Source organism: Paracoccus onchidii (assembly GCF_028294535.1).
Classification (GTDB): domain Bacteria; phylum Pseudomonadota; class Alphaproteobacteria; order Rhodobacterales; family Rhodobacteraceae; genus Paracoccus; species Paracoccus onchidii.
Map to the genome: position 1 here is coordinate 70,887 of NZ_JAQBIE010000012.1, position 20,453 is coordinate 91,339.

The 20,453-nt window shown below is 59.7% G+C and carries 22 protein-coding genes; 20 read left to right on the plus strand and 2 right to left on the minus strand.

The annotated features are described in order from the left end of the window. Window positions 1-10 precede the first annotated feature (10 nt). The 12 genes from PAF17_RS10995 (at window position 11) to cysE (ending at window position 9,820) form a co-directional block, all read left to right on the plus strand. Complete coding sequence (locus tag PAF17_RS10995) at window positions 11-331, plus strand: head-tail adaptor protein (RefSeq protein WP_271889149.1); 321 nt, start codon at window positions 11-13, stop codon at window positions 329-331. Next, window positions 328-747: a DUF3168 domain-containing protein gene (locus tag PAF17_RS11000; protein ID WP_271889150.1), complete on the plus strand. Its 420-nt coding sequence runs from the start codon at window positions 328-330 to the stop codon at window positions 745-747. The genes PAF17_RS10995 and PAF17_RS11000 overlap by 4 nt, the downstream gene beginning before the upstream one ends. 12 nt (window positions 748-759) lie before the next feature. Continuing rightward, window positions 760-1,173 carry a phage major tail protein, TP901-1 family gene (locus PAF17_RS11005; RefSeq protein WP_271889151.1) on the plus strand — a complete coding sequence of 138 codons (414 nt, stop codon included), beginning with the start codon at window positions 760-762 and terminating at the stop codon, window positions 1,171-1,173. Then, entirely contained in the window at window positions 1,173-1,487 is a 315-nt protein-coding gene (locus PAF17_RS11010) for a gene transfer agent family protein (RefSeq protein WP_271889152.1), read from the plus strand. Before PAF17_RS11005 ends, PAF17_RS11010 begins: the two co-directional genes overlap by 1 nt. Continuing rightward, a complete protein-coding gene (locus tag PAF17_RS11015) occupies window positions 1,484-1,732 on the plus strand; it encodes a rcc01693 family protein (RefSeq protein ID WP_271889153.1) in 249 nt (82 codons plus the stop codon). The genes PAF17_RS11010 and PAF17_RS11015 overlap by 4 nt, the downstream gene beginning before the upstream one ends. Before the next feature lie 2 nt (window positions 1,733-1,734). Next, a complete protein-coding gene (locus tag PAF17_RS11020; RefSeq protein ID WP_271889154.1) occupies window positions 1,735-2,391 on the plus strand; it encodes a phage tail tape measure protein in 657 nt (218 codons plus the stop codon). Between the two features lie 21 nt (window positions 2,392-2,412). Then, window positions 2,413-3,045: a DUF2460 domain-containing protein gene (locus tag PAF17_RS11025; RefSeq protein ID WP_271889155.1), complete on the plus strand. Its 633-nt coding sequence runs from the start codon at window positions 2,413-2,415 to the stop codon at window positions 3,043-3,045. Further along, window positions 3,042-3,866 carry a DUF2163 domain-containing protein gene (locus PAF17_RS11030; protein WP_271889156.1) on the plus strand — a complete coding sequence of 275 codons (825 nt, stop codon included), beginning with the start codon at window positions 3,042-3,044 and terminating at the stop codon, window positions 3,864-3,866. Before PAF17_RS11025 ends, PAF17_RS11030 begins: the two co-directional genes overlap by 4 nt. Before the next feature lies 1 nt (window position 3,867). Continuing rightward, window positions 3,868-4,302 carry a C40 family peptidase gene (locus PAF17_RS11035; protein ID WP_271889157.1) on the plus strand — a complete coding sequence of 145 codons (435 nt, stop codon included), beginning with the start codon at window positions 3,868-3,870 and terminating at the stop codon, window positions 4,300-4,302. Between the two features lie 23 nt (window positions 4,303-4,325). Then, window positions 4,326-8,216 carry a baseplate multidomain protein megatron gene (locus PAF17_RS11040; RefSeq protein WP_271889158.1) on the plus strand — a complete coding sequence of 1,297 codons (3,891 nt, stop codon included), beginning with the start codon at window positions 4,326-4,328 and terminating at the stop codon, window positions 8,214-8,216. After that, window positions 8,203-8,916 carry a DUF2793 domain-containing protein gene (locus PAF17_RS11045; protein WP_271889159.1) on the plus strand — a complete coding sequence of 238 codons (714 nt, stop codon included), beginning with the start codon at window positions 8,203-8,205 and terminating at the stop codon, window positions 8,914-8,916. Before PAF17_RS11040 ends, PAF17_RS11045 begins: the two co-directional genes overlap by 14 nt. A 79-nt stretch (window positions 8,917-8,995) precedes the next feature. Continuing rightward, a complete protein-coding gene (cysE, locus tag PAF17_RS11050; protein ID WP_271889160.1) occupies window positions 8,996-9,820 on the plus strand; it encodes a serine O-acetyltransferase in 825 nt (274 codons plus the stop codon). On the opposite strand, the gene PAF17_RS11055 is transcribed toward cysE, so the two are convergent. Continuing rightward, a complete protein-coding gene (locus tag PAF17_RS11055; RefSeq protein ID WP_271889161.1) occupies window positions 9,817-10,875 on the minus strand; it encodes a quinone-dependent dihydroorotate dehydrogenase in 1,059 nt (352 codons plus the stop codon). The genes cysE and PAF17_RS11055 overlap by 4 nt on opposite strands. Continuing rightward, window positions 10,872-11,207 carry a DUF952 domain-containing protein gene (locus PAF17_RS11060; protein WP_271889162.1) on the minus strand — a complete coding sequence of 112 codons (336 nt, stop codon included), beginning with the start codon at window positions 11,205-11,207 and terminating at the stop codon, window positions 10,872-10,874. Before PAF17_RS11060 ends, PAF17_RS11055 begins: the two co-directional genes overlap by 4 nt. A 163-nt stretch (window positions 11,208-11,370) precedes the next feature. Between PAF17_RS11060 and PAF17_RS11065 the strand changes: the two genes are divergently transcribed. The 8 genes from PAF17_RS11065 (at window position 11,371) to PAF17_RS11100 (ending at window position 20,442) form a co-directional block, all read left to right on the plus strand. Further along, window positions 11,371-12,969: a bifunctional metallophosphatase/5'-nucleotidase gene (locus PAF17_RS11065; protein WP_271889163.1), complete on the plus strand. Its 1,599-nt coding sequence runs from the start codon at window positions 11,371-11,373 to the stop codon at window positions 12,967-12,969. A gap of 89 nt (window positions 12,970-13,058) precedes the next feature. Further along, a complete protein-coding gene (locus PAF17_RS11070) occupies window positions 13,059-14,915 on the plus strand; it encodes an ABC-F family ATP-binding cassette domain-containing protein (protein WP_271889164.1) in 1,857 nt (618 codons plus the stop codon). A 123-nt stretch (window positions 14,916-15,038) separates the two neighbouring features. Next, entirely contained in the window at window positions 15,039-15,788 is a 750-nt protein-coding gene (locus PAF17_RS11075; RefSeq protein WP_271889165.1) for a MipA/OmpV family protein, read from the plus strand. A 149-nt stretch (window positions 15,789-15,937) separates the two neighbouring features. Then, entirely contained in the window at window positions 15,938-17,107 is a 1,170-nt protein-coding gene (locus tag PAF17_RS11080) for an ABC transporter substrate-binding protein (RefSeq protein ID WP_271889166.1), read from the plus strand. Window positions 17,108-17,152: 45 nt separating this feature from the next. Beyond that, window positions 17,153-18,070, plus strand: coding sequence for a branched-chain amino acid ABC transporter permease (locus PAF17_RS11085; protein ID WP_271889167.1), 918 nt, complete (start codon window positions 17,153-17,155; stop codon window positions 18,068-18,070). Beyond that, a complete protein-coding gene (locus PAF17_RS11090; RefSeq protein ID WP_271889168.1) occupies window positions 18,067-19,005 on the plus strand; it encodes a branched-chain amino acid ABC transporter permease in 939 nt (312 codons plus the stop codon). The genes PAF17_RS11085 and PAF17_RS11090 overlap by 4 nt, the downstream gene beginning before the upstream one ends. After that, on the plus strand, window positions 19,002-19,769 hold the full coding sequence (locus PAF17_RS11095; protein WP_271889169.1) for an ABC transporter ATP-binding protein: 768 nt from the start codon (window positions 19,002-19,004) through the stop codon (window positions 19,767-19,769). Before PAF17_RS11090 ends, PAF17_RS11095 begins: the two co-directional genes overlap by 4 nt. Further along, window positions 19,756-20,442: an ABC transporter ATP-binding protein gene (locus PAF17_RS11100; protein WP_271889170.1), complete on the plus strand. Its 687-nt coding sequence runs from the start codon at window positions 19,756-19,758 to the stop codon at window positions 20,440-20,442. The genes PAF17_RS11095 and PAF17_RS11100 overlap by 14 nt, the downstream gene beginning before the upstream one ends. The last annotated feature ends 11 nt before the right edge of the window (window positions 20,443-20,453 follow it).

Sequence of the window (20,453 nt, forward strand, 5' to 3'; positions counted from 1 at the left end):
GGCGAGGCGCATGATCCGGTTGGAATTGGAAGATCAACAAAGGGACAGCGACGGCCTTGGTGGGCATGTGGTGACCTGGCGCCGCCTTGGCGCTCTTTTCGGAGAAATGGATTCCGGCAGCGGTCGACGCCGCTCGGCGCAGGTGGGTGCGGAAAGTGTTGTGTCGTGGCGCATCATTGTTCGTGCGGCGCGTTTGGGTGATCCGCGGCGTCCCCGCGCGGGCCAGAGATTCCGCATGGGGCAGCGCGTGTTTCATATCGATGCCGTCGCCGAACGGGACGGTGCCGGCCACTGGTTGACCTGTTTTGCGACTGAAGAGGTGCAGGCATGAGCTATGCGGCAAGCATTTCATTGCAATCGGCAGTCTATCTGAGGCTGAGGCAGGACGAGGCGTTGTCGGCGCTGATCGGTGACGCGATCTATGACGCGATGCCGGTCGAGGCACCGAGCGGGGTCTATGTTTCGCTTGGCCCCGAAGACGTGCGCGATGCGGGCGATGTGACCGGCGGCGGATCACAGCATGACTTTATCGTCTCGGTTTTGTCCGGGTCGGATGAAACGGCCGGATTCGCCACGGTCAAGGCGGCAGCGGTTGCGGTTTCCGAGGCCCTGGAGCGCGGAGAGCTGGCGTTGGAGCAGGGTCATCTGGCGGGGCTGTGGTTTCGTCGGGCCAAGGCAAGGCGGGTGGAAAGTGGCGCGGCGCGACGGGTCGATCTGACCTTTCGCGCGCGCATTGATTTGGGCTGAGGAGATATCATCATGGCGGTACAGAACGGACGTGATCTTCTGATCAAGATGGATATGACAGGTGACGGCGCATTCGAGACCGTGGCGGGGCTGCGCACGACCAGGCTGTCATTCAACGCGGAAACGGTTGATGTCACCAGCCTTGAAAGCGAAGGAGGCTGGCGCGAATTGCTGGGCGGCGCGGGCATGCGCAGCGCGTCGATTTCCGGATCGGGGGTTTTTCGCGATGCCGATACCGATGGGCGCGCGCGCCAGATTTTTTTCAATGGTGAAGTGCCCCGTTTCCAGGTCATCATCCCCGATTTCGGCACGGTCGAAGGGCCATTCCAGCTGACTGCATTGGAATATGCGGGCAGCTATAACGGAGAGGCCACATATGAGCTGACGATGGCGTCGGCGGGCGCACTTAGCTTCACGGCGCTTTGATGGTCAATCCGATGCGAGGAGAGGTCAGCGTCGAGATTGACGGTCAAGCCCATGTAGCACGTTTGACGTTGGGCGCGCTTGCCGAACTGGAGGGCCAGCTGGGTGCCAGCAGCCTGATGGCGATCGCCGAGCGTTTCGAATCCGGGCAATTCAGCAGCCGAGACGTTGTGGCGGTCCTGGTGGCCGGTCTGCGGGGCGGAGGTTGGAAAGGCGAGGCCCGCGATCTGTTGACCGCCGAGATTGCGGGCGGCCCGGTCGCCGCCGGGCGACTGGCGGCCGCGTTGCTGGCACGGGCGTTTCGGATCTCGTCATGAGTGGTTTCGGGCCGGAAACCGGCACGGGCATTGATTGGGCAGGTTTGATGCGGGCCGGATTGCGTGGCCTGAGATTGCACCCGGATCAGTTCTGGTCGCTGACGCCTGCCGAACTGGCCCTGATGCTGGGCGTCGAAGAGGGCATGTCGGGCATGACACGCAGTCGCCTGGCGGCCCTGTCACAGAAATTTCCTGATCGGGTCGCTGCGTCAGGTGAGCAAAACACCAGTCGGACGGAGGTTTGACGATGGCTGATAATGACGGGTTCGGCACTGCGCTGGATGAAGTGGACAATGGGCTGGGCGACGCGGGACGCATGGCAGCAGAGTTTCAGGCGGAACTGGCACGGCTGAAGCAGGAAATGGTTCTTACGTCGCGTGAAGTGACTACCCTGAGTTCAGGGATCGAAGGCGGATTGCGGCGTGCCTTTGACGGGATGGTTCTGGACGGAATGAAGTTTTCCGATGCGTTGAAGGGCATTGGGCAATCGATCGCGGATACGGTGTATTCGCTTGCCATGAAACCGGTGGAAAACGCGATTTCCGGATCCATCGCGCAAGGTGTGACCGGGTTGATGTCGGGCGTGATGCCATTTGCCAATGGCGGGGCTTTTGCGCAAGGGCGTGTGGTGCCCTTCGCCAATGGCGGGGTGGTTTCGTCGCCGACCACCTTCCCGATGCGCGGGGCGACGGGTCTGATGGGCGAAGCTGGACCCGAGGCCATTATGCCTCTGCGGCGTGGTGCCGATGGCCGATTGGGTGTTGCGGCGGCGTCGGGCGGGCAACGACCCGTGAATGTAACCGTCAATGTCAGCACACCGGATGTTGCGGGGTTTCAGCGCAGCCAATCCCAGATTGCGGCGCAGTTAGGTCGGGCGCTGGCACGCGGCGAACGCAACAGCTGATCAATCAGGAAAGGGGAGAGCATGGCATTTCATGAAGTGCGGTTTCCGGCGAACCTGTCATTCGGTTCTGTCGGCGGCCCCGAACGGCGTACCGATATCGTGGCGCTGGCAAGCGGGTTCGAGGAACGCAACACACCCTGGGCACATGCCCGTCGTCGTTATGACGCAGGTATGGGGCTGCGCTCGATGGACGATCTGTCGACACTTGTGGCGTTCTTCGAAGCGCGCTCGGGGCAGTTGCATGGGTTTCGGTGGAAAGACTGGTCAGATTACAAGAGCGGGCTGCCTTCGCGGGGGGTCGCTTTTGAGGATCAGCAGATCGCGCGTGGCGACGGGAACACGGTTTCGTTCCAGTTGACCAAGGCATATGTGTCGGGGCCCGCAAAATACTCGCGGCCGATTTGCAAGCCGGTGCAAGCATCGGTGCGCGCCGGGATTGGTGGTGTCGAACGGTTCGTCGGCGACGACTACGAGGTCGATCACGAGAAGGGTCTTGTCACCTTTTACGATCCCCCTGAGCCGGGAGCGGCGATCACAGCCGGCTTTGAGTTCGATGTGCCTGTCCGGTTCGACACCGACCGGATTGCGGTATCGGTTGCCTCTTTCCAGGCGGGCGAGATGCCACAGATTCCGATCGTCGAGGTGCGCGTATGACGACGACAACGATATGCCGCGCCTGGTTGATCGCGCGAAAAGACGGATTGCGCCTGGGTTTTACCGATCACGATGCGGTGCTGACATTGGATGGGGTCGCGTTTCGCCCGGACCATGGCATGAACGCGCGATCGCTGATGCAGGCTTCGGGGTTGTCTGTCGACAATTCCGAGGCGGAAGGCGCCCTGACAGATGGCGCGATCACCGAGCAAGACATCCTGGCAGGGAAATGGGACAGCGCCGAGTTGACCATGTGGGAGGTCGACTGGGCCGACCCAATGCGGCGCAAGAAGGTTTTTGCAGGAAGTCTGGGCGAAGTTTCGCGGTCGCGGGGCGCATTCCGCGCCGAGCTTCGTGGCCTGTCCGAACCGCTGAATGCGGCGCAGGGGCGCGTCTATCATCCACGTTGCTCGGCAAGGCTGGGTGATGATGCATGCACAATGAAGCTTGACGGCGCTGCCTATTCCACTGTGCTTGATGTCGAGGGTTGTGAAGATGGGCGGATCTTTCGTTTCGCCATGTTCCCCGGCTATGAATCCGGCTGGTTCGAGCGAGGCGTGTTGATGATGCGCAACGGTCAGGCAGAGGGTTTGCAAGGAGCGATCAAGAACGACACGGCCTTGCCGGATGGCGGGCGAGAGGTCGAACTTTGGAAATCCCTGGGCATCCACCCTGAAACCGGGGATCGTCTGCGCCTGATCGCCGGGTGCGATAAACGTGCCGAAACATGTCGTTTGAAATTCAATAATTTTCTGAATTTTCGCGGCTTTCCGCATCTGCCGAGTGAAGATTGGTTGCTGGCGCCGAGGGCGGGGGGCTGACATGGCGGACGCGGACAAGATCGTTGATTTGGTGCGTGCATGGATCGGAACACCCTATGTCCATCAAGCCAGTCACTTTCAGGCCGGGACGGATTGCCTCGGCCTGATCAGGGGCGTTTGGCGCGACCTTTACGGGCAGGAGCCCGAGGTCCCGCCTGCCTATACGCCCGACTGGGGTGAGACCGGGGCGGCTGAATTGCTGTGGCTGGGTGCCAAGAGGCATCTGGTTCCCGTGCTTCGTTCGGAACCCGTCGGTGCGGGGCAGGTCCTGCTGTTCAGGATGCGCAGCGGGGCTGTTGCCAAACATCTGGGGATTTTGGTCAGCGGTGGGGAAGCGCCGCGTTTCGTGCATGCCTACACGCATCACGGAGTCGTCGAGAGCCCGCTGACAACCCCATGGCGGAACCGGATATCGGGTCGGTTCCGCTTTCCTTGAGATCATGAAACAGGAGGTTGACGATGGCCACGATCGTATTGTCGGCAGTTGGCGCATCAATCGGGGGCAGCATGGGTGGCGCCGTGTTGGGTCTATCCGGTGCGGTAATCGGGCGTGCCGTCGGCGCAACGGTTGGTCGCGCCATCGATCAACGCCTGCTGGGCGGAGGTTCGAGAGCGGTCGAGACCGGGCGCATTGATCGTCTGCGACTGCAATCCGCCGGCGAAGGTGTGCCGATTCCGCGGATCTGGGGGCAGATGCGGCTGCCGGGACATGTGATCTGGGCCTCGCCGCTGGAGGAAACGCAGACCACCGAAGGTGGCGGAGGCGGCAAGGGTGCGCCGTCGCAACCCAGCGTCACGCAGATCGGCTATCGCTTGTCCGTTGCGATCTCGCTGTGCGAGGGGCCGGTGCTGGGTGTCGGGCGAGTGTGGGCGGATGGCGAGGAAATCGCGGCCGAAGATCTCAACCTGCGGATCTATTGCGGCGATGCAGATCAGATGCCCGATCCCGCGATCGTTGCGCATGAAGGCGAAAATACCCCGGCATATCGCGGTCTGGCCTATGTCGTTCTGGAAGATCTGGGGCTGGAGCGCTGGGGCAATCGCATGCCGCAGCTCAGCTTTGAGGTCACATGCCCTGCGCGCGACGGAACCGGATTGCACCGTGATGTGCGTGCGGTGGCGCTGATTCCGGGAACGGGGGAATATTCGCTGGCGACGACCCAGGTGACACAGGATCTTGACCTGGGCGAAACGAAGACCATCAATGTCAACACGCCGATGGGAGGTACGGATTTCAGTGCGTCCATGAATGTCATGGGGCGCGAACTGCCCAATGTCGGCTCGGTCGCCTTGGTGGTGTCGTGGTTTGGCGATGACCTGCGCATCAATAACTGCGCCCTGAAACCAAAAGTCGAACAGTCGCGTGTCGATGGCAGCGAAATGGCCTGGCACGCGGGTGGCCTCACGCGTAGTTCGGCCCAGGAGGTCGCGACCATAGATGACCGGCCGATTTATGGCGGCACACCCAGCGATCAATCCATCGTTGAGGCCTTGCAGGCGCTGGACGAACGCGGACAGCGCGCGGTGTTCTATCCGTTCATTCTTATGGAACAACTGCAGGGCAATGGTCTGCCCAACCCCTATGGCGGTACGGAACAGCCAGTCATGCCATGGCGGGGCAGGATTACATGTTCGGTGGCCGCGGGGCGGAACGGATCTGTGGACGGGACGGAACAGGCAGTTGCCGAGGTCGCCACGTTCTTTGGTTCGGCAGAGGTTGCGGATTTCACCCGGCGCGATGCGCATGTCGAGTATCATGGCCCTGCGGAATGGTCATACCGTCGTTTCATTCTGCATTATGCACATCTATGTGCCGCGGCCGGGGGTATCGACGCATTTCTTATCGGGTCGGAAATGATCGGGATGACGCAGATTCGCGGGCCTCAGAACAGCTATCCGGCCGTTGCGCAATTGCGCAGGCTGGCACGGGATGTGCGTGCTGTTCTGGGGCCGGATGTGAAGATCGGATATGCGGCTGATTGGTCCGAGTATTTCGGGCATCATCCGGGCGATGGCGAGCTGTTCTTCCATCTGGACCCGCTTTGGGCCGATGAAAACATCGATTTCATTGGAATCGACAATTACATGCCGCTGTCTGACTGGCGGGACGGAGAAGATCATCTGGATGCGCATTGGGGCGATGTTCGCAATGTCGACTACCTCAAGAAAAATGTCTGCGGTGGCGAGGGGTTCGATTGGTTTTACGCCAGTGAATCCGATAGGAACGAACAGCGCCGAACGCCGATTAGCGATGGCCAGTATGATGAGGCCTGGGTCTGGAAATACAAGGATCTGAAAAGCTGGTGGCAGAACCTGCATTTCAATCGGCCCGGCGGCGTCAGATCGCGCGAGGCAACCGGTTGGGTGCCCGGGTCCAAGCCGATCTGGTTCACCGAATATGGATGTGCGGCGCTGGACAAGGCCACAAACCAACCCAACAAGTTTCTGGATGCCTATAGCTCGGAAAGCGTGTTGCCGTATTTTTCAACGGGGCAGCGGGATGATGCCGTGCAGTCAGCTTATGTCGCGGCCGTGAATGGTTATTGGTCGGATCCGGACAACAACCCAGAAATGGAGGATGGCGGTCGCATGGTCGATTTGTCACGCGCCCATGTCTGGTGTTGGGATGCGCGGCCGTATCCGGCGTTCCCTGCGCGTCGCGATCTTTGGTCGGACGGTCCGGCATGGGAACGGGGGCATTGGCTCAACGGGCGTGCGGGCGCCGTGATGCTGCCGGCCGTCGTGGGCGATATATGTCGTTCCGCCGGTGTGACATCTTTTGACACGAGTCGCATTCACGGTGTTGTTCGGGGCTATACGGTCGCGGGCGGTGATTCAGGGCGAGCTGCACTGCAATCATTGATGCTGGTGCATGGCTTTGATGCTGTTGACGGGGACGGAGCATTGCGCTTTGTGCCGCGTAAGGGCTTGGCGACCGGTGAGTTGTCGGTCAGCGATATGGCCGTCACGGCAGAGGTGCCAGGCTTTGAAACGGTCAGGGCCGCCGAGCCCGAGCTTGTCGGGCGGCTGCGCCTGACCCATGTCGAGGCAGGCGCCGATTATGGCGCGGCAACAACCGAAACCAACTTGCCGGAAAACGACCAGGAAACCGTCAGCGACAGCGAATTTACCATGTCACTGACCCGTGCCGAGGGACGTGCCATAGCAGAGCGCTGGCTTTCGGAGTCAACGGTTTCACGCGACACTGCGCGGTTTGCACTGCCGCCATCCATGTCCGATTTAGGGGTCGGGGATGTTCTGCGCATTGACGATGGCACGACGCAGCCAAGATTGTGGCGGCTTGACCGGATCGAGCGTGCCGGCGCCTTGACGGTGGATGCGGTGCGGGTCGAGCCGGGCGTCTATCGGCCGGCTTTGTCGAATGAGGACGACACTTCCATTCGGCGTTATGTCCCGCCAATGCCGGTTTGGCCGATCTTCCTAGATCTGCCACTGCTCAAGGGTAACGAAGATCCGCATGCGCCCTATCTCGCGGCGACCGCGCGACCGTGGCCGGGATCGGTAGCGGCCTATATGTCGGTTGAAGAGGAAGGCGGGTATGACTTTTCATTGCGGCTTGATCGGGCATCCGTCATCGGGCGGACCGAGAATGGTCTGGTATCGGCGCGATCTTCGGTTCTGGATCGGGGGGCGCCGCTGCGTGTCCGGCTAAAGGGTCATTCGCTGAGATCGGTGTCAGACAAAAGCCTTTTGGCTGGGGCCAACGCGATGGCGATTGGCGACGGGTCGCTGGACAACTGGGAGATCTTCCAGTTCCGTTCGGCCGTGCCTGTCGGCAACGACCTTTGGGATCTGTCTGAGCGTCTGCGCGGGCAGGCGGGCACTGATGGCAATATGCCCGACATCTGGCCTGAAGGCAGTGTCGTCGTATTGTTGAACAATGCGGTCAAGCAAGTCCCGATCGCCCCCAGCACGCGCGGCCAGGAACGTTTTTGGCGTGTTGGTCCGGCCTTGCGGGCCCCGGATGACGCCAGTTATCGATCGCGACGGACAATCGCGCGGGGCATTGGTTTGCGTCCTTATGCCCCGTGTCAATTGCGGGTGCAGGGCCGGTCCATCAGTTGGGTGCGCCGCACGCGGATCGATGGCGACGGCTGGGACGGGCTGGATGTGCCCCTGGGTGAAACCCGTGAGATCTATCTTCTGCGGGTCATCCGGCAAGGACAGGTATTGGCCGAGGTTCAGGTGACGGCACCGGCTTATCAGATCCCCAACGATCTTTGGCAATCCACTCTGTCGGGCGGAGCATTCGAGATTGCCGTTGCACAATTGTCGGACCAGTTCGGAGCAGGTCCATTTGCAAGGAGGACATTCCATGCCTACGAATGAAACCACGCGATTTGCGATGCCACTGCTGCAGGCTGCGCAGGCGCAAAAACACGTCACGGTCAATGAGGCGCTTATGCGCCTTGACGGGGTGGTGAACCTGGTTCTGCAAAGCACGACCAGCAAACGACCGCCCGACGTCGTGTTCGACGGGCAATGCTGGGCGGTGCCTGCAGGGGCGTTGTCGGGGTGGACAGGGCAAGACGGTTTGATCGCGGTCGGCTCGAACGGTGGGTGGCAGTTCGTTCCGCCTTCGATTGGCATGCGCGCCTTTGTCGTGGATCAGGGTGTTCAGGCAATCCATGACGGGCTGAACTGGGTTGTGGGGGCGGTCACTGCCGGCGTGTTGGGGTCGGGTCTCGATTGCGCGATGGCCGAGGCTGATTTCACGATAACTTCGGGGATGACGATCGACACGCCGGTAACGATCCCCGCCGGGGTTATGGTCATCGGCGCGGTTGCCCGCGTCAAAGAGGCCATTACCGGTAGCCTGAGCAGCTGGCGGTTGGGTACGGATGGGGCCAATGATCGCTTTGGACAAGGACTTGGGACCGCGCGGAATTCCTGGGCGCGCGGCATTCTGGGCGCGCCAATGACTTATTATCAGCCGGCAACGCTTCAGATGCGCGCTGAGGGTGGCGATTTTACCGGCGGTCGCGTCAGCCTTGCGGTCCACTGGCTGTCCTTGCGCCTGCCGATGTGATCACCTGATGGGTGGCTCTGCCTTTTCCCGCTGGCCTATCTGCGGTATGAAGGTCCCTCATGAAACGCGGGTGGTTTGGATGAACATGCAGCATGACGCCAAGAAAGTCGATCTGGATCGGGATGCCGTCTGGACCCAGATTCGCGACGAATCCGCAACCGCAGTGCGGAATGAGCCATTGCTGGGCGCGTTGATACATGCGGGGCTGTTGCATCACAGCAGCCTCGAGGCTGCGCTGGCCTATCGGTTTTCCCTGAAGCTGGCCAGCGGTGAGATGAGCGAGCAGATCCTGCGCGAGATTGCCGATCAGGCCTATTCAAGTTCCGACGAGCTGGGGGATGCAGCGCGTGCCGATCTGCTGGCCGTTTATGATCGTGACCCGGCGACGCATCGGTTGATCCAGCCGATCCTTTTCTTCAAGGGGTTCCAGGCGTTGCAAGCCTATCGCATGGGGCATTGGCTGTGGCGGCAGGGACGCTATGACATGGCCTATTTCGTGCAGATGCGCTGCTCGGAATGCTTTGGCGTCGATATTCATCCGGCAGCCAGAATTGGAACTGGCGTCATGATCGACCATGCGCACTCCATCGTCATTGGCGAAACCGCGACGGTTGGAAATGACGTTTCCATGCTGCATTCGGTGACGCTTGGCGGAACCGGCAAAGAAGACGGGGATCGCCATCCCAAGATCGGCGATGGTGTGATGATCGGGGCAGGCGCCAAGGTGCTGGGCAATATCAGTGTCGGTCACCATTCGCGTATTGCCGCTGGTTCAGTGGTCTTGCACGAAGTGCCAAGCTGCAAGACGGTCGCGGGCGTTCCCGCGAAAGTCATCGGTGATGCCGGTTGTTCCGAACCGTCACACAGCATGAACCAGCTGTTGGGAACCGGAGAATATTCCTAGCACCAGTCCTTGGCACCGCTGCCGCGAAGTTCCGCAAGGGTCAGGCCTTCGCGTTGCAACCGTTCGTCCAGCTCGGTTGCAATACGCACGGCCAGTGAAAGCCCCTGATAAATCAGCGCGGAATAGATTTGCACCGCTGTTGCACCCGCCCGCAGCTTTTGCCATGCCTGTTCGCTATTCGTGATACCACCGACGCCGATCAGGGGAATTTTCCCTTCGGTTGCGCGATACAATTTCGCCAGAACAGTGGTCGCGCGGTTGAACAATGGAGCGCCAGACATGCCACCAGCCTGTGATTTGCATGCAGACACAAGGTTGTCGCGGCTTAGCGTGGTATTCGTTGCAATAATGCCATCGATCTTTGCGTCACGTGCCACGGCGGCAATATCTGCCAACCCGTCATCATCAAGGTCAGGTGCAATCTTGACAAAGACAGGCTTGCGCAGGGGCAGGTTGTCACGTGCCTGCATGACACCTTGCAACAATGCCGCCAATGCCTGCGCCCCCTGAAGGTCGCGCAGCTTTTCGGTGTTGGGCGAAGATATGTTGACGGTCAGAAAATCGGCGGCTGTGCCGGCCGCAGCGACCACATGCGCAAAATCATCGGCACGGTCGATGCTGTCCTTGTTGGCGCCTATATTCAACCCCACAGGGATGCCTTGCGGACGTTCGGACAATCGCTGCGCAATTACCTGTGCGCCTTCATTATTGAAGCCGAACCGATTGATGATGGCTTGATCTGCGCGCAACCGAAACAAGCGGGGTTTGGCGTTCCCGGGCTGTGGACGCGGGGTGGCGGCACCCAGTTCGATGAAGCCAAATCCGGCACGCATCAGCGCAGCAACGGCCTTGGCGTTCTTGTCATATCCGGCAGCAAGCCCGACGGGATTGGCAAGGCGCATCCCAGCCAATGACGTCGTTAGTCGTTCTGACGCGACAGGCCCCCCATGGAGCGGCACGAGGCCCTTGGCAAGCGCCAGTATGGACAGGTCATGCGCGGTTTCGGGGGGCAGGCGATGCAGCGCAGTAACACCGAGCCGTTCGATCAGGTTCATTCCAGGGGTCCCGTTGCGTGGCCTTGCGATGTCAATTCGATCGAGCGCGACCAAAGAACCTCATCCATCCGTAACGCGCGATACAGATGCGGAAACAGGTCGCCTCCGCGCGCTTCCTCCCAGATCAGCTTTGGGCCAAGCCTGGCGGAATCGATGGCCAATAGAACAAGGTCGTTTTCGGCTGCGAAATGCTTGGCCAGCGTTCCCGCCACCTGATCGCGCGTGGAAAAATGGATATAACCATCCTGAAGATCGATCGGTGCGCCCGGCGTCGATCGATCAACCTTGAAAGCATCCCATTCGGACTGACGAAATATCTTGTAGATGATCATGCAGGCATTTGCCCGCTGCGTGCTGTCCTGGTCAAGAGGCTCGCTTGGAAAACCGCGTCATTCGGGTTGTTTCCGAAAAATCGGTGATCAGGAAAATTGACCGGTGCCGGGTGGTGCGCCAAGGTGCTTGCAGGAACATATGAGCGGGAAAAGGAATTGCCGAATGCACCTGCGTTTTATTACTGCGGTTTCCGTGGCGGCACTGATGGCTGGATCGGCTCAGGCGGAAATGGTGCTGCATGTGCTGCACACAAATGACCTGCATAGTCGAATTGAACCGATCAACAAATATGACAGCACCTGCGATGCAGAAGCGGTGGACGCCGGCGAGTGCTTTGGCGGAGTCGCCCGGGTTGCGCATAAGGTGCATGAGCTGCGTGAGCAGATCCGTGCGGATGGCGGCAACGTGATCGTTCTGGATGCCGGTGACCAATATCAGGGTTCGTTGTTTTATACCACTTACAAGGGCGCGGATGTCGTCGAGTTCATGACCGCGATCGGCTATGATGCAATGGCGGTTGGCAATCATGAATTTGACGACGGACCTGAGGGGCTGGCATTGCTGGCCGATGGGGTCGGGTTTCCAGTAATTTCCGGCAATCTCGACCTTTCGATGTCGTCTGTTCTGAAGGAAAAGATCGGTGACGTTGCGGTTCTGGACGTCGGGGGAAATCGGATCGGGGTGGTGTCCGCGCTGGCAATGGATACGCCCGAAACATCGTCGCCCGGGGCGGATGTGATTTTCAAGGATGATATTGAAAGCCTTAGGGCTGGCGTCGCAAAACTGGAAGAAGCGGGGGTGAACAAGATTATCGCCCTGACCCATGTCGGCTACCAGCGCGACCAGAAATTCGCCGGTGAAGTCGAAGGGATCGACGCGGTGATCGGCGGTCATTCGCACAGTTTACTGGGGGATATGGACGGGGCCGAAGGTCCTTATCCGACGATGGTTGCAGGTCCGGCGGGTGTGGAAGTGCCGGTGGCTCAGGCTTATGCCTATTCCAAATATCTAGGCCACCTGATCCTGACTTTCGATGATGACGGCACGCTTCTAAAGGCAGAGGGGCAGCCGGTCTTGCTGGACAATTCTGTGCCCGAAGACAGCGAAATTGCAGGCCGGGTCAAGGAGATGGCCGCACCCATCCAGGAATTGCGCCAGAAGGTCGTCGCCGAGGCTGGGGCAATGATTGACGGTGATCGTGCAAATTGTCGCGCGCGCGAGTGCCAGATGGGGGTTCTGGTCGCGGATGCGATGCTGGACCGGGTAAAGGATCAGGGCGTCAGCATTGCAATCACGAATGGAGGTGGTCTGCGCGCATCCATCGATTCCGGGCCCGTCACCATGGGCGAAGTCTATACGGTTCTTCCGTTTCAGAATACACTTGCGACTTTCGAGTTGAGCGGTGCCGACATCGTGTCCGCATTGGAAAACGGAGCAAGCCAGTATGAAGAGGTTGCCGGTCGTTTCTCGCAGGTGGCCGGTCTGCAATACAGCGTCGATCCCGCCGCAGAGGCCGGGCAGCGTATCAGCGATGTGAGGGTGCGCAAGGACGGGGAGTGGGCCGCGATCGAACCTGAAACGGTCTATGGCGTCGTTTCCAACAATTACATGCGTTCGGGTGGCGACGGCTATGCGATTTTTGCGAGCAACGCGCGCAATGCCTATGATTACGGTCCCGACCTGGCAGAGGTGCTGGCGGATTACCTTTCAGGGCAGCAGGCATATGAACCCTATCTTGATGGGCGCATCACGGTAAAATAGCGCCGTCACGGAATGAAACGCCCCGACCGGATCCTGTCGGGGCATTTCACGGCATTGACGCGAGGGCCGGCTTGCGTCATGCCCCATTCATGCTGCGAATTGATGATATTTCCTATTCCATTCAGGGTCGCCCTCTTTTCGAAGGGTGCTCCGCCGCTATTCCCGAAGGACACAAGGTCGGGTTGGTCGGTCCAAACGGTGCTGGCAAGACGACGTTGTTTCGCCTGATACGTGGCGAGTTGTCGCTGGATGGCGGCGAGATCACGTTGCCTTCTCGGGCACGTATCGGGGGTGTCGCGCAGGAAGCTCCGGGAACGGGGTTGTCGGTGCTTGAAACCGTGCTGGCCGAAGACAAGGAGCGTGCCTCCCTGATGGCTGAATCCGAGCAAGCCACGGATCCCAATCGCATCGCCGAAATTCAGATGCGCCTGGCTGACATCGACGCCTGGTCCGCCGAGGCGCGTGCGGCGTCGATACTTGACGGGCTTGGTTTCGCGACGACGGATCAGGCGCGACCGACCAGCGATTTTTCGGGCGGCTGGCGAATGCGGGTGGCATTGGCCGGGGTCTTGTTCTCGCAACCTGATCTTCTGTTGCTGGACGAGCCGACAAACTATCTGGATCTGGAAGGGGCGTTGTGGCTGGAAGGTTATCTGGCGCGCTATCCCCATACTGTCATCATCATCAGTCATGATCGCGGGCTTCTGAACCGGGCGGTCGGACATATCCTGCATCTCGAGGATCGCAAGCTGACGCTTTATACCGGCGGTTATGACGGCTTTACCCGGATCCGTGCCGAAAGGCGCGCATTGCAGGCCGCCGAAGCCAAGAAACAGGCAGAGAGGCGCGCCCACCTGCAAGGTTTCGTGGATCGTTTTCGTGCCAAGGCCAGCAAGGCACGCCAGGCGCAGGCGCGTGTCAAGATGCTGGAAAAGATGCAGCCGATCACAGCCCCCGAAGAGGCGCGTCTGCATCGTTTCAGCTTTGCCCAGCCGGAAGAACTTTCCCCACCCATTATCTCGATGCAGAACGTGGCCGTCGGCTATGGCGATCGCACCGTGCTGCGCCGGCTTGACCTGCGGATCGATCAGGATGACCGGATCGCACTGCTTGGCCGCAACGGGCAGGGAAAATCCACGTTGTCGAAGATGCTTGCGGGCAGGCTGAGCGAAATGGACGGAAAGATCACCCGTTCTGGCAAGCTGCGCGTCGGGTATTTTGCGCAGCATCAGGTCGATGAGCTGGTTTTGAACGAAACCCCGATCGACCATGTACGCAGGCTTCGCCCGGATGAGGCACCCGCGCGGTTGCGTGCCCGTCTGGCGGGTTTCGGTCTGATGGAAGCACAGGCGGAAACCCAGGTCGGGCGGTTGTCGGGGGGGCAGAAGGCGCGGCTTTCGCTGCTGATCGCGACGATAGACGCGCCGCATATCCTGATTCTGGACGAACCGACAAACCACCTGGATATCGAAAGCCGCGAAGCGCTGTCCGAGGCTTTGAACGACTATACCGGTGCGGTCGTGCTTGTCAGCCATGATATGCATCTGCTGGGATTGGTGGCCGAACGTCTATGGTTGGTTGATGCTGGCGGCGTCACCCCTTATGAGGGCGATCTGGACGATTATCGACGCTTTCTGCTGACGGGTGCGGAAACCGCGAAGAAAAAGACGCCTGGTCCGGCCGCGAAGCCAGCAGCCCCACGTCCGTCCAAAGATGAATTCCAATCCCTGCGCAGCGATGTGCGCAAGGCCGAGGAACGCGTGCAGAAACTGTCCGAGATGTTGGAAAAGCTGGATGTGAAGCTGGCTGATCCCGCCGTTTACCAAGATCCACCCGAAGCCGAAAAATGGGGGCGCAAGCATGCCGAGGCTGTCGAGGCGATGACGCGCGCGGAAAACCTGTGGATGCGGGCGTTGGAAAGACTGGAACTGGCAGAAAACCCCTGATCCGCCGCAAGGCGTTGCCCAACTGCCATGGTTCTGGATTGATCCGGCTCTTTGCTTGTTTCGAAACGGGTTGTCGTCTTATGCTGGCGGCAGCGTTGACCATCCAATGAAAGAACCGAATCGATGTGGAAATATCTGGCTGCCTTTGCGGTGTTGGCTTCTCCGGTCTATGCGGAAGAATTCGACATTCCGGCGATTCCAGGCAACGGTAAGTTCTCATTCGACGTTGGTCTGGGTTTCTCGGCCGGGCCCAGCTATCCTGGTTCGGACGAAATGGAATTCGCGCCGTGGATTCCGCTGCGCAACGCCGGTTTCGGTGAACGCGGCAAGGCCGAACTGGACGGGTTCGTCTTCCTGCCTGATTTCGGCTATGTGGGCGAACGGGATACAAGCGATGAGGCTGCGCTTGCCGGGCTGGACGATATTGATCGCGCCTATGAATTGGGTGGACGCGTCAATTTCGGATATGGGCCACTGACCTCTTACGTGACCTCGCGCCTTGGGTTTGGTGGCCATGACGGCGTGACCGGCGAAGTCGGGTTTCGCTATCGCACCGATATTAATGATCGGCTGAGCATCTGGTCAGGGCTAGAGGTCGAATATGGTGATTCCGAATTCGTGGGCACCTATTTCGGCGTATCGGCCGATGAAGCGTCGCGCAGTTCGTATGGCGAATATGACGCTGGCAGCGGGTTCACCAAGGCGGCCGCCAAATTCTCGATGCGTTATTCCCTGAACGAAATCACAGCCTTGCAGGGTGAGTTCGAATATGGCCGTCTGATCGGTGATGCCGGGGATTCTCCGATTGTTCAGGACCGTGATCAACCTGTGATTCGGCTGGGGATCACGCGAAACATTTCGCTTAATTTCTGATTGCCGAATCGGGATGTTCGGGCCGTACTGCGGCCCGAAATTATTTTAAGCCTGTAATAAATTCTTGACACATACCCCTTCCTTGGTGCGCTCTGGTAGAGAACAGAACGGGCTGCGGCGAACGCGGCTATCCCAACAGGAAGATGGACATGACCCATTCGCGCAAGCTATTGGCGGCCCTTGTGGCCACGACGATGCTGACAGGTCCTGCAGCGGCGCAGGATCAGGAAACCCTGAAGATCGGATTGATCTTCACGCTGTCCGGCCCGGCGGCGGTTCTGGGCGAAATGGGCCGCGACGGGTTTCTTCTGGCGGCTGAGCAGATTGGCGATATCGGCGGTCTGAACACCGAGATCATCGTGGTCGACGATGAGCAAAAGCCTGACATTGCCGCCAACAAGGCCCGTGAACTGGTCGAGCGCGACGAGGTGGACATCGTTGTGGGGCCGATATTCTCGAATATTCTCGGCGCGATCCAGAAACCTGTGACCGATAGTGGCGCGATCCTGATCAGCCCCAATGCCGGCACCTCGAATTTCGCGGGCGCGGATTGCAACCGGAATTTCTTTGTCACCTCGTATCAGAATGATCAGATGCACGAGGTCATGGGCGCATATGCGCAGGAACAGGGCTATGACAATGTGTTCCTGCTGGCGCCCAATTACCAGGCGGGCAAGGACAGTCTGGCAGGGTTCAAGAACAGCTATTCGGGCGGCTTCGCCGGTGAAATCTTCACCCAGCTTGGGCAGCTGGACTATTCGGCCGAGCTGGCCCAGATCGCGGCGATGCAGCCAGACGCCGTGTTTGCCTTCATGCCCGGCGGCATGGGCGTGAATCTGGTTAAGCAATATCGGCAAGCCGGACTGGATACCATTCCGTTCCTTTCGGCCTTTACGGTTGATGAATCGACCTTGCCCGCGCAGCAGGATGCCGCGCTGGGGTTCTTTGCCGGTTCGAACTGGGCGCCTGATACCGATACCCCCGAAAGCAAGACGTTCGTTGCTGCATACGAAGAAAAATACGGCAAGGTGCCGGCCACATATGCGATGCAGGCTTTTGATGCCGCCAATCTGATTGATGGCGCCATTCGCGAAGCAGGCGGCGTTCAGGACAAGGATGCCCTGATTGCCGCGCTCGAGACGGCCCCGTTCACGTCGGTTCGCGGTGATTTCAGCTTTGGTCCCAATCACTACCCGATTCAGGATTTCTATCTGACCAAGGTGGTTCAACGCGAGGACGGGCAGTTTGCGACTTCGATCGTCAAGAAGATCTTTGACGATTACGCCGATAACTACGTTTCTGATTGCGATATGGGATAAGCACTGGCTCGGGGCCAGCAGGCCCCGGCCTTGCCAGGATCGCGCATGACCAACCTGTTTTTGCTTCAGCTTCTGAACGGGATGCAGTTCGGCATCCTCCTTTTCCTGATTGCCGCCGGCCTGACATTGGTGTTCGGCATCATGGATTTCGTCAATCTTGCCCATGGTGTGATCTATATGGTCGGGGCCTATCTGGCAGTGACGTTCAGTCAGGTCACGGGCAGCTATGGGCTGGGGTTGTTGTTGACCCTGCCGGCCACGTTGATGGTTGGGCTGGTTCTGGAAATTCTGGTGTTTCGCAAGCTGTATGACCGCCCCCATCTGGACCAGGTGCTGGCCACCTTCGGCCTGGTGATGATCATCAGCGAAGCCGTGGAAATGATCTGGGGTTCGGCGCCGCTTTCGGTCGAGATCCCGCAATTTCTGTCCGGTTCGGTCCCCCTGATTGGCCCGTTGCGTTATCCGGTTTTCAGGCTGGTCGTCATCGGTGCGGGTTTGCTGACGGCACTGGGGCTGTGGCTGGTCATTACCCGAACACGTATCGGTATGCGATTGCGGGCAGGGGCCGCCAATCGCAACATGATCGCGGCTCTGGGGGTCGATATCAGATCGTTGTTCACCATCATCTTTGCCTTCGGTGCCATGCTGGCGGGCTTTGCCGGAGCTATGGTTGCCCCGATCCTGACAGTTGATCCCGGAATGGGGGAAAGCGTGTTGATCCTGGCATTCGTGGTGATCGTGATCGGCGGTATCGGATCGGTCAAGGGGGCGTTCGCCGCGGCCATTCTGGTCGGGCTGGTGGATACGCTGGGGCGCAGCTTCGGGCCGATCCTGTTGCGGGCGATCATGGACCCATCCGCGGCCTCGCAGGCGGGCAGGGTGCTGGCGCCGATGTTGGTCTATATCCTGATGGCCATCATTCTGGCATTGCGCCCGGCCGGGTTGTTCGGGGCGAAATCATGAGGATCATTCCCACACGTGCCTGGGCCGCAACGGCGTTGTTCACGGCATTCGCGATCTTGCCCTTTCTGGCGGATGCACTGGATGACAGCTATCTGGTGGTCATCGCGACCCGGATTATCGCCTATGCCATCGCCGCATTGGCGCTGGATCTGATCCTTGGATATGGCGGGCTGGTCAGCTTTGGTCACGCAGCCTATCTGGGGATCGGGGCCTATAGTGTTGCCATTCTCAGCCGCGCGGGCATTACCGATCTGGGGCTGCACCTGGCGGCGGCAATCGCGGGTGCTGCGATTTTCGCCACGATTACCGGTGCGATTTCGCTGCGAACCAAGGGCATCTATTTCATCATGATCACCCTGGCCTTCGCGCAGATGGGCTATTTCTTTTTCGTTTCGTTATCAGCCTATGGCGGAGATGACGGCGTGACGCTGGCCCAAAGATCGACATTGTTCGGGCAACCGGTTCTGGAAAGCGACCGGGCGCTTTATTACACCGCTTTTGCCTTGCTGTTGGGATTGTATCTGCTGGCGGTGGCCATCACGAGATCGCGTTTCGGGCGGGTCTTGACGGGAACGCGTGAAAATCCGGTGCGGATGCGCGCCATAGGTTTTTCGCCGTTTCGCTATCAACTGACCGCATTCGTGATTTCGGGCTGCATGGCGGCCGTGGCGGGGGTGATGTTGGCCAATCAGACCAATTATGTCTCGCCGGCATTCATGGATTGGCACCGATCGGGCGAACTGGTCGTGATGGTGGTCTTTGGCGGGGTCGGTAACCTGTTGGGCGCAGTGGCGGGGGCGACGGTTGCGCTGCTGCTGGAGGAATGGCTGTCGATACTGACCGAACATTGGCCGCTGTTGTTCGGGGTCATTCTCGTGATGGTGGTCCTGTATTCGCGCGATGGGCTGAGTGGCCTGTTCAGGAGGCGGACATGAGCCTGCTCGAGGTCCGCAATCTGCGCAAAGCCTATGGTGCGTTGAAGGTCACGGACGATCTGGATCTGACCGTCGAAGAAGGCGAAATTCACGCTATTATCGGCCCCAACGGAGCCGGTAAATCGACATTGATCGCGCAACTGTCGGGCGAGAGCCTGTCAGATGGCGGGTCCGTCCGCTTCGCCGACGCCGAGATGATGGGCATGGCAATGCATCGCCGGGTCCGCGCGGGGATTTCCCGCAGCTTTCAGATCACTTCGATTCTGCCGGGCTTTACCGCGCTGGAGAATGTGGCAACCGCTGTGCAGGCGCGAACCGGCAGCAGCTTTCGCTTTTTCAGTCCTGTCGATCAGGAAAATCGTCTGAATGACCAGGCCCTGGAGGCGTTGGACAGGGTCGGCATCGCCGATCGGGCCTTTTTCCGCGCGGGCAGCCTGTCACATGGTGAAAAGCGGCAACTCGAACTGGCGATCGCATTGGCGACGCGTCCGCGCCTGTTGTTGTTGGATGAACCCCTTGCGGGCACCAGCGGCCAAGAGGCAGAAAGGCTGGTCGAGGTGATGCACAGCCTGCGCGGTCAGGTGACGCTGGTGCTGATCGAACATGACATGGCGGCGGTGTTTTCGCTGGCCGATCGGGTCAGTGTGCTGGTGTATGGACAGATCATCGCGACAGGCCCCCCTGACATCATCCGGGCTGATCCCAAGGTCCGGCAAGCCTATCTGGGCGAAGAAAGCGCGGGGGCTGGCGATGTTGCAGATTGAAGGGCTTCAGGCTGCCTATGGCGAAAGCAAGGTTCTGTTCGACATCAACTTTCACGTGGCCGAAGGTGAGGTCGTGACCCTTCTGGGGCGCAACGGTATGGGCAAGACGACGACGGTTTCGACGATTTTCGGGCTGTTGCCGGCCGGGGCGGGGCATGTCCGGGTTGCGGGCGTTGACATGACCAATGCCCCCGCCCACCGGATTGCACGCGCCGGCCTTGGCCTGGTCCCCGAAGGGCGGCAGGTTTTTCCCAATCTCAACGTTCGGGAAAATCTGATCGCGACTGCGCAGCCCGGACGCTGGACCTTGGCCGAGGTGCTGGGCTTGTTTCCTCGCCTGGGTGAACGCATGTCCCATATGGGCAATCAGTTGTCTGGCGGCGAACAGCAGATGCTGGCTATTGGACGCGCGCTGATGACCAATCCGCGTCTTGTCGTGTTGGACGAGGCGACCGAAGGGCTTGCGCCCCTGATCCGCGATGAAATCTGGGCCTGTCTCACACAATTGAAAATGGCGGGCGAATCGATCCTGATCATCGACAAGAATGTCGATGCGCTGACCCGTTTTGCCGACCGGCATGTGGTGATCGAGAAGGGACGCGTCGTCTGGAGCGGAGACAATGACGCCCTGCGCAATACGCCCGAGATCAAGGAACGCTTTCTGAATGTCTGAAGGAGATAGCT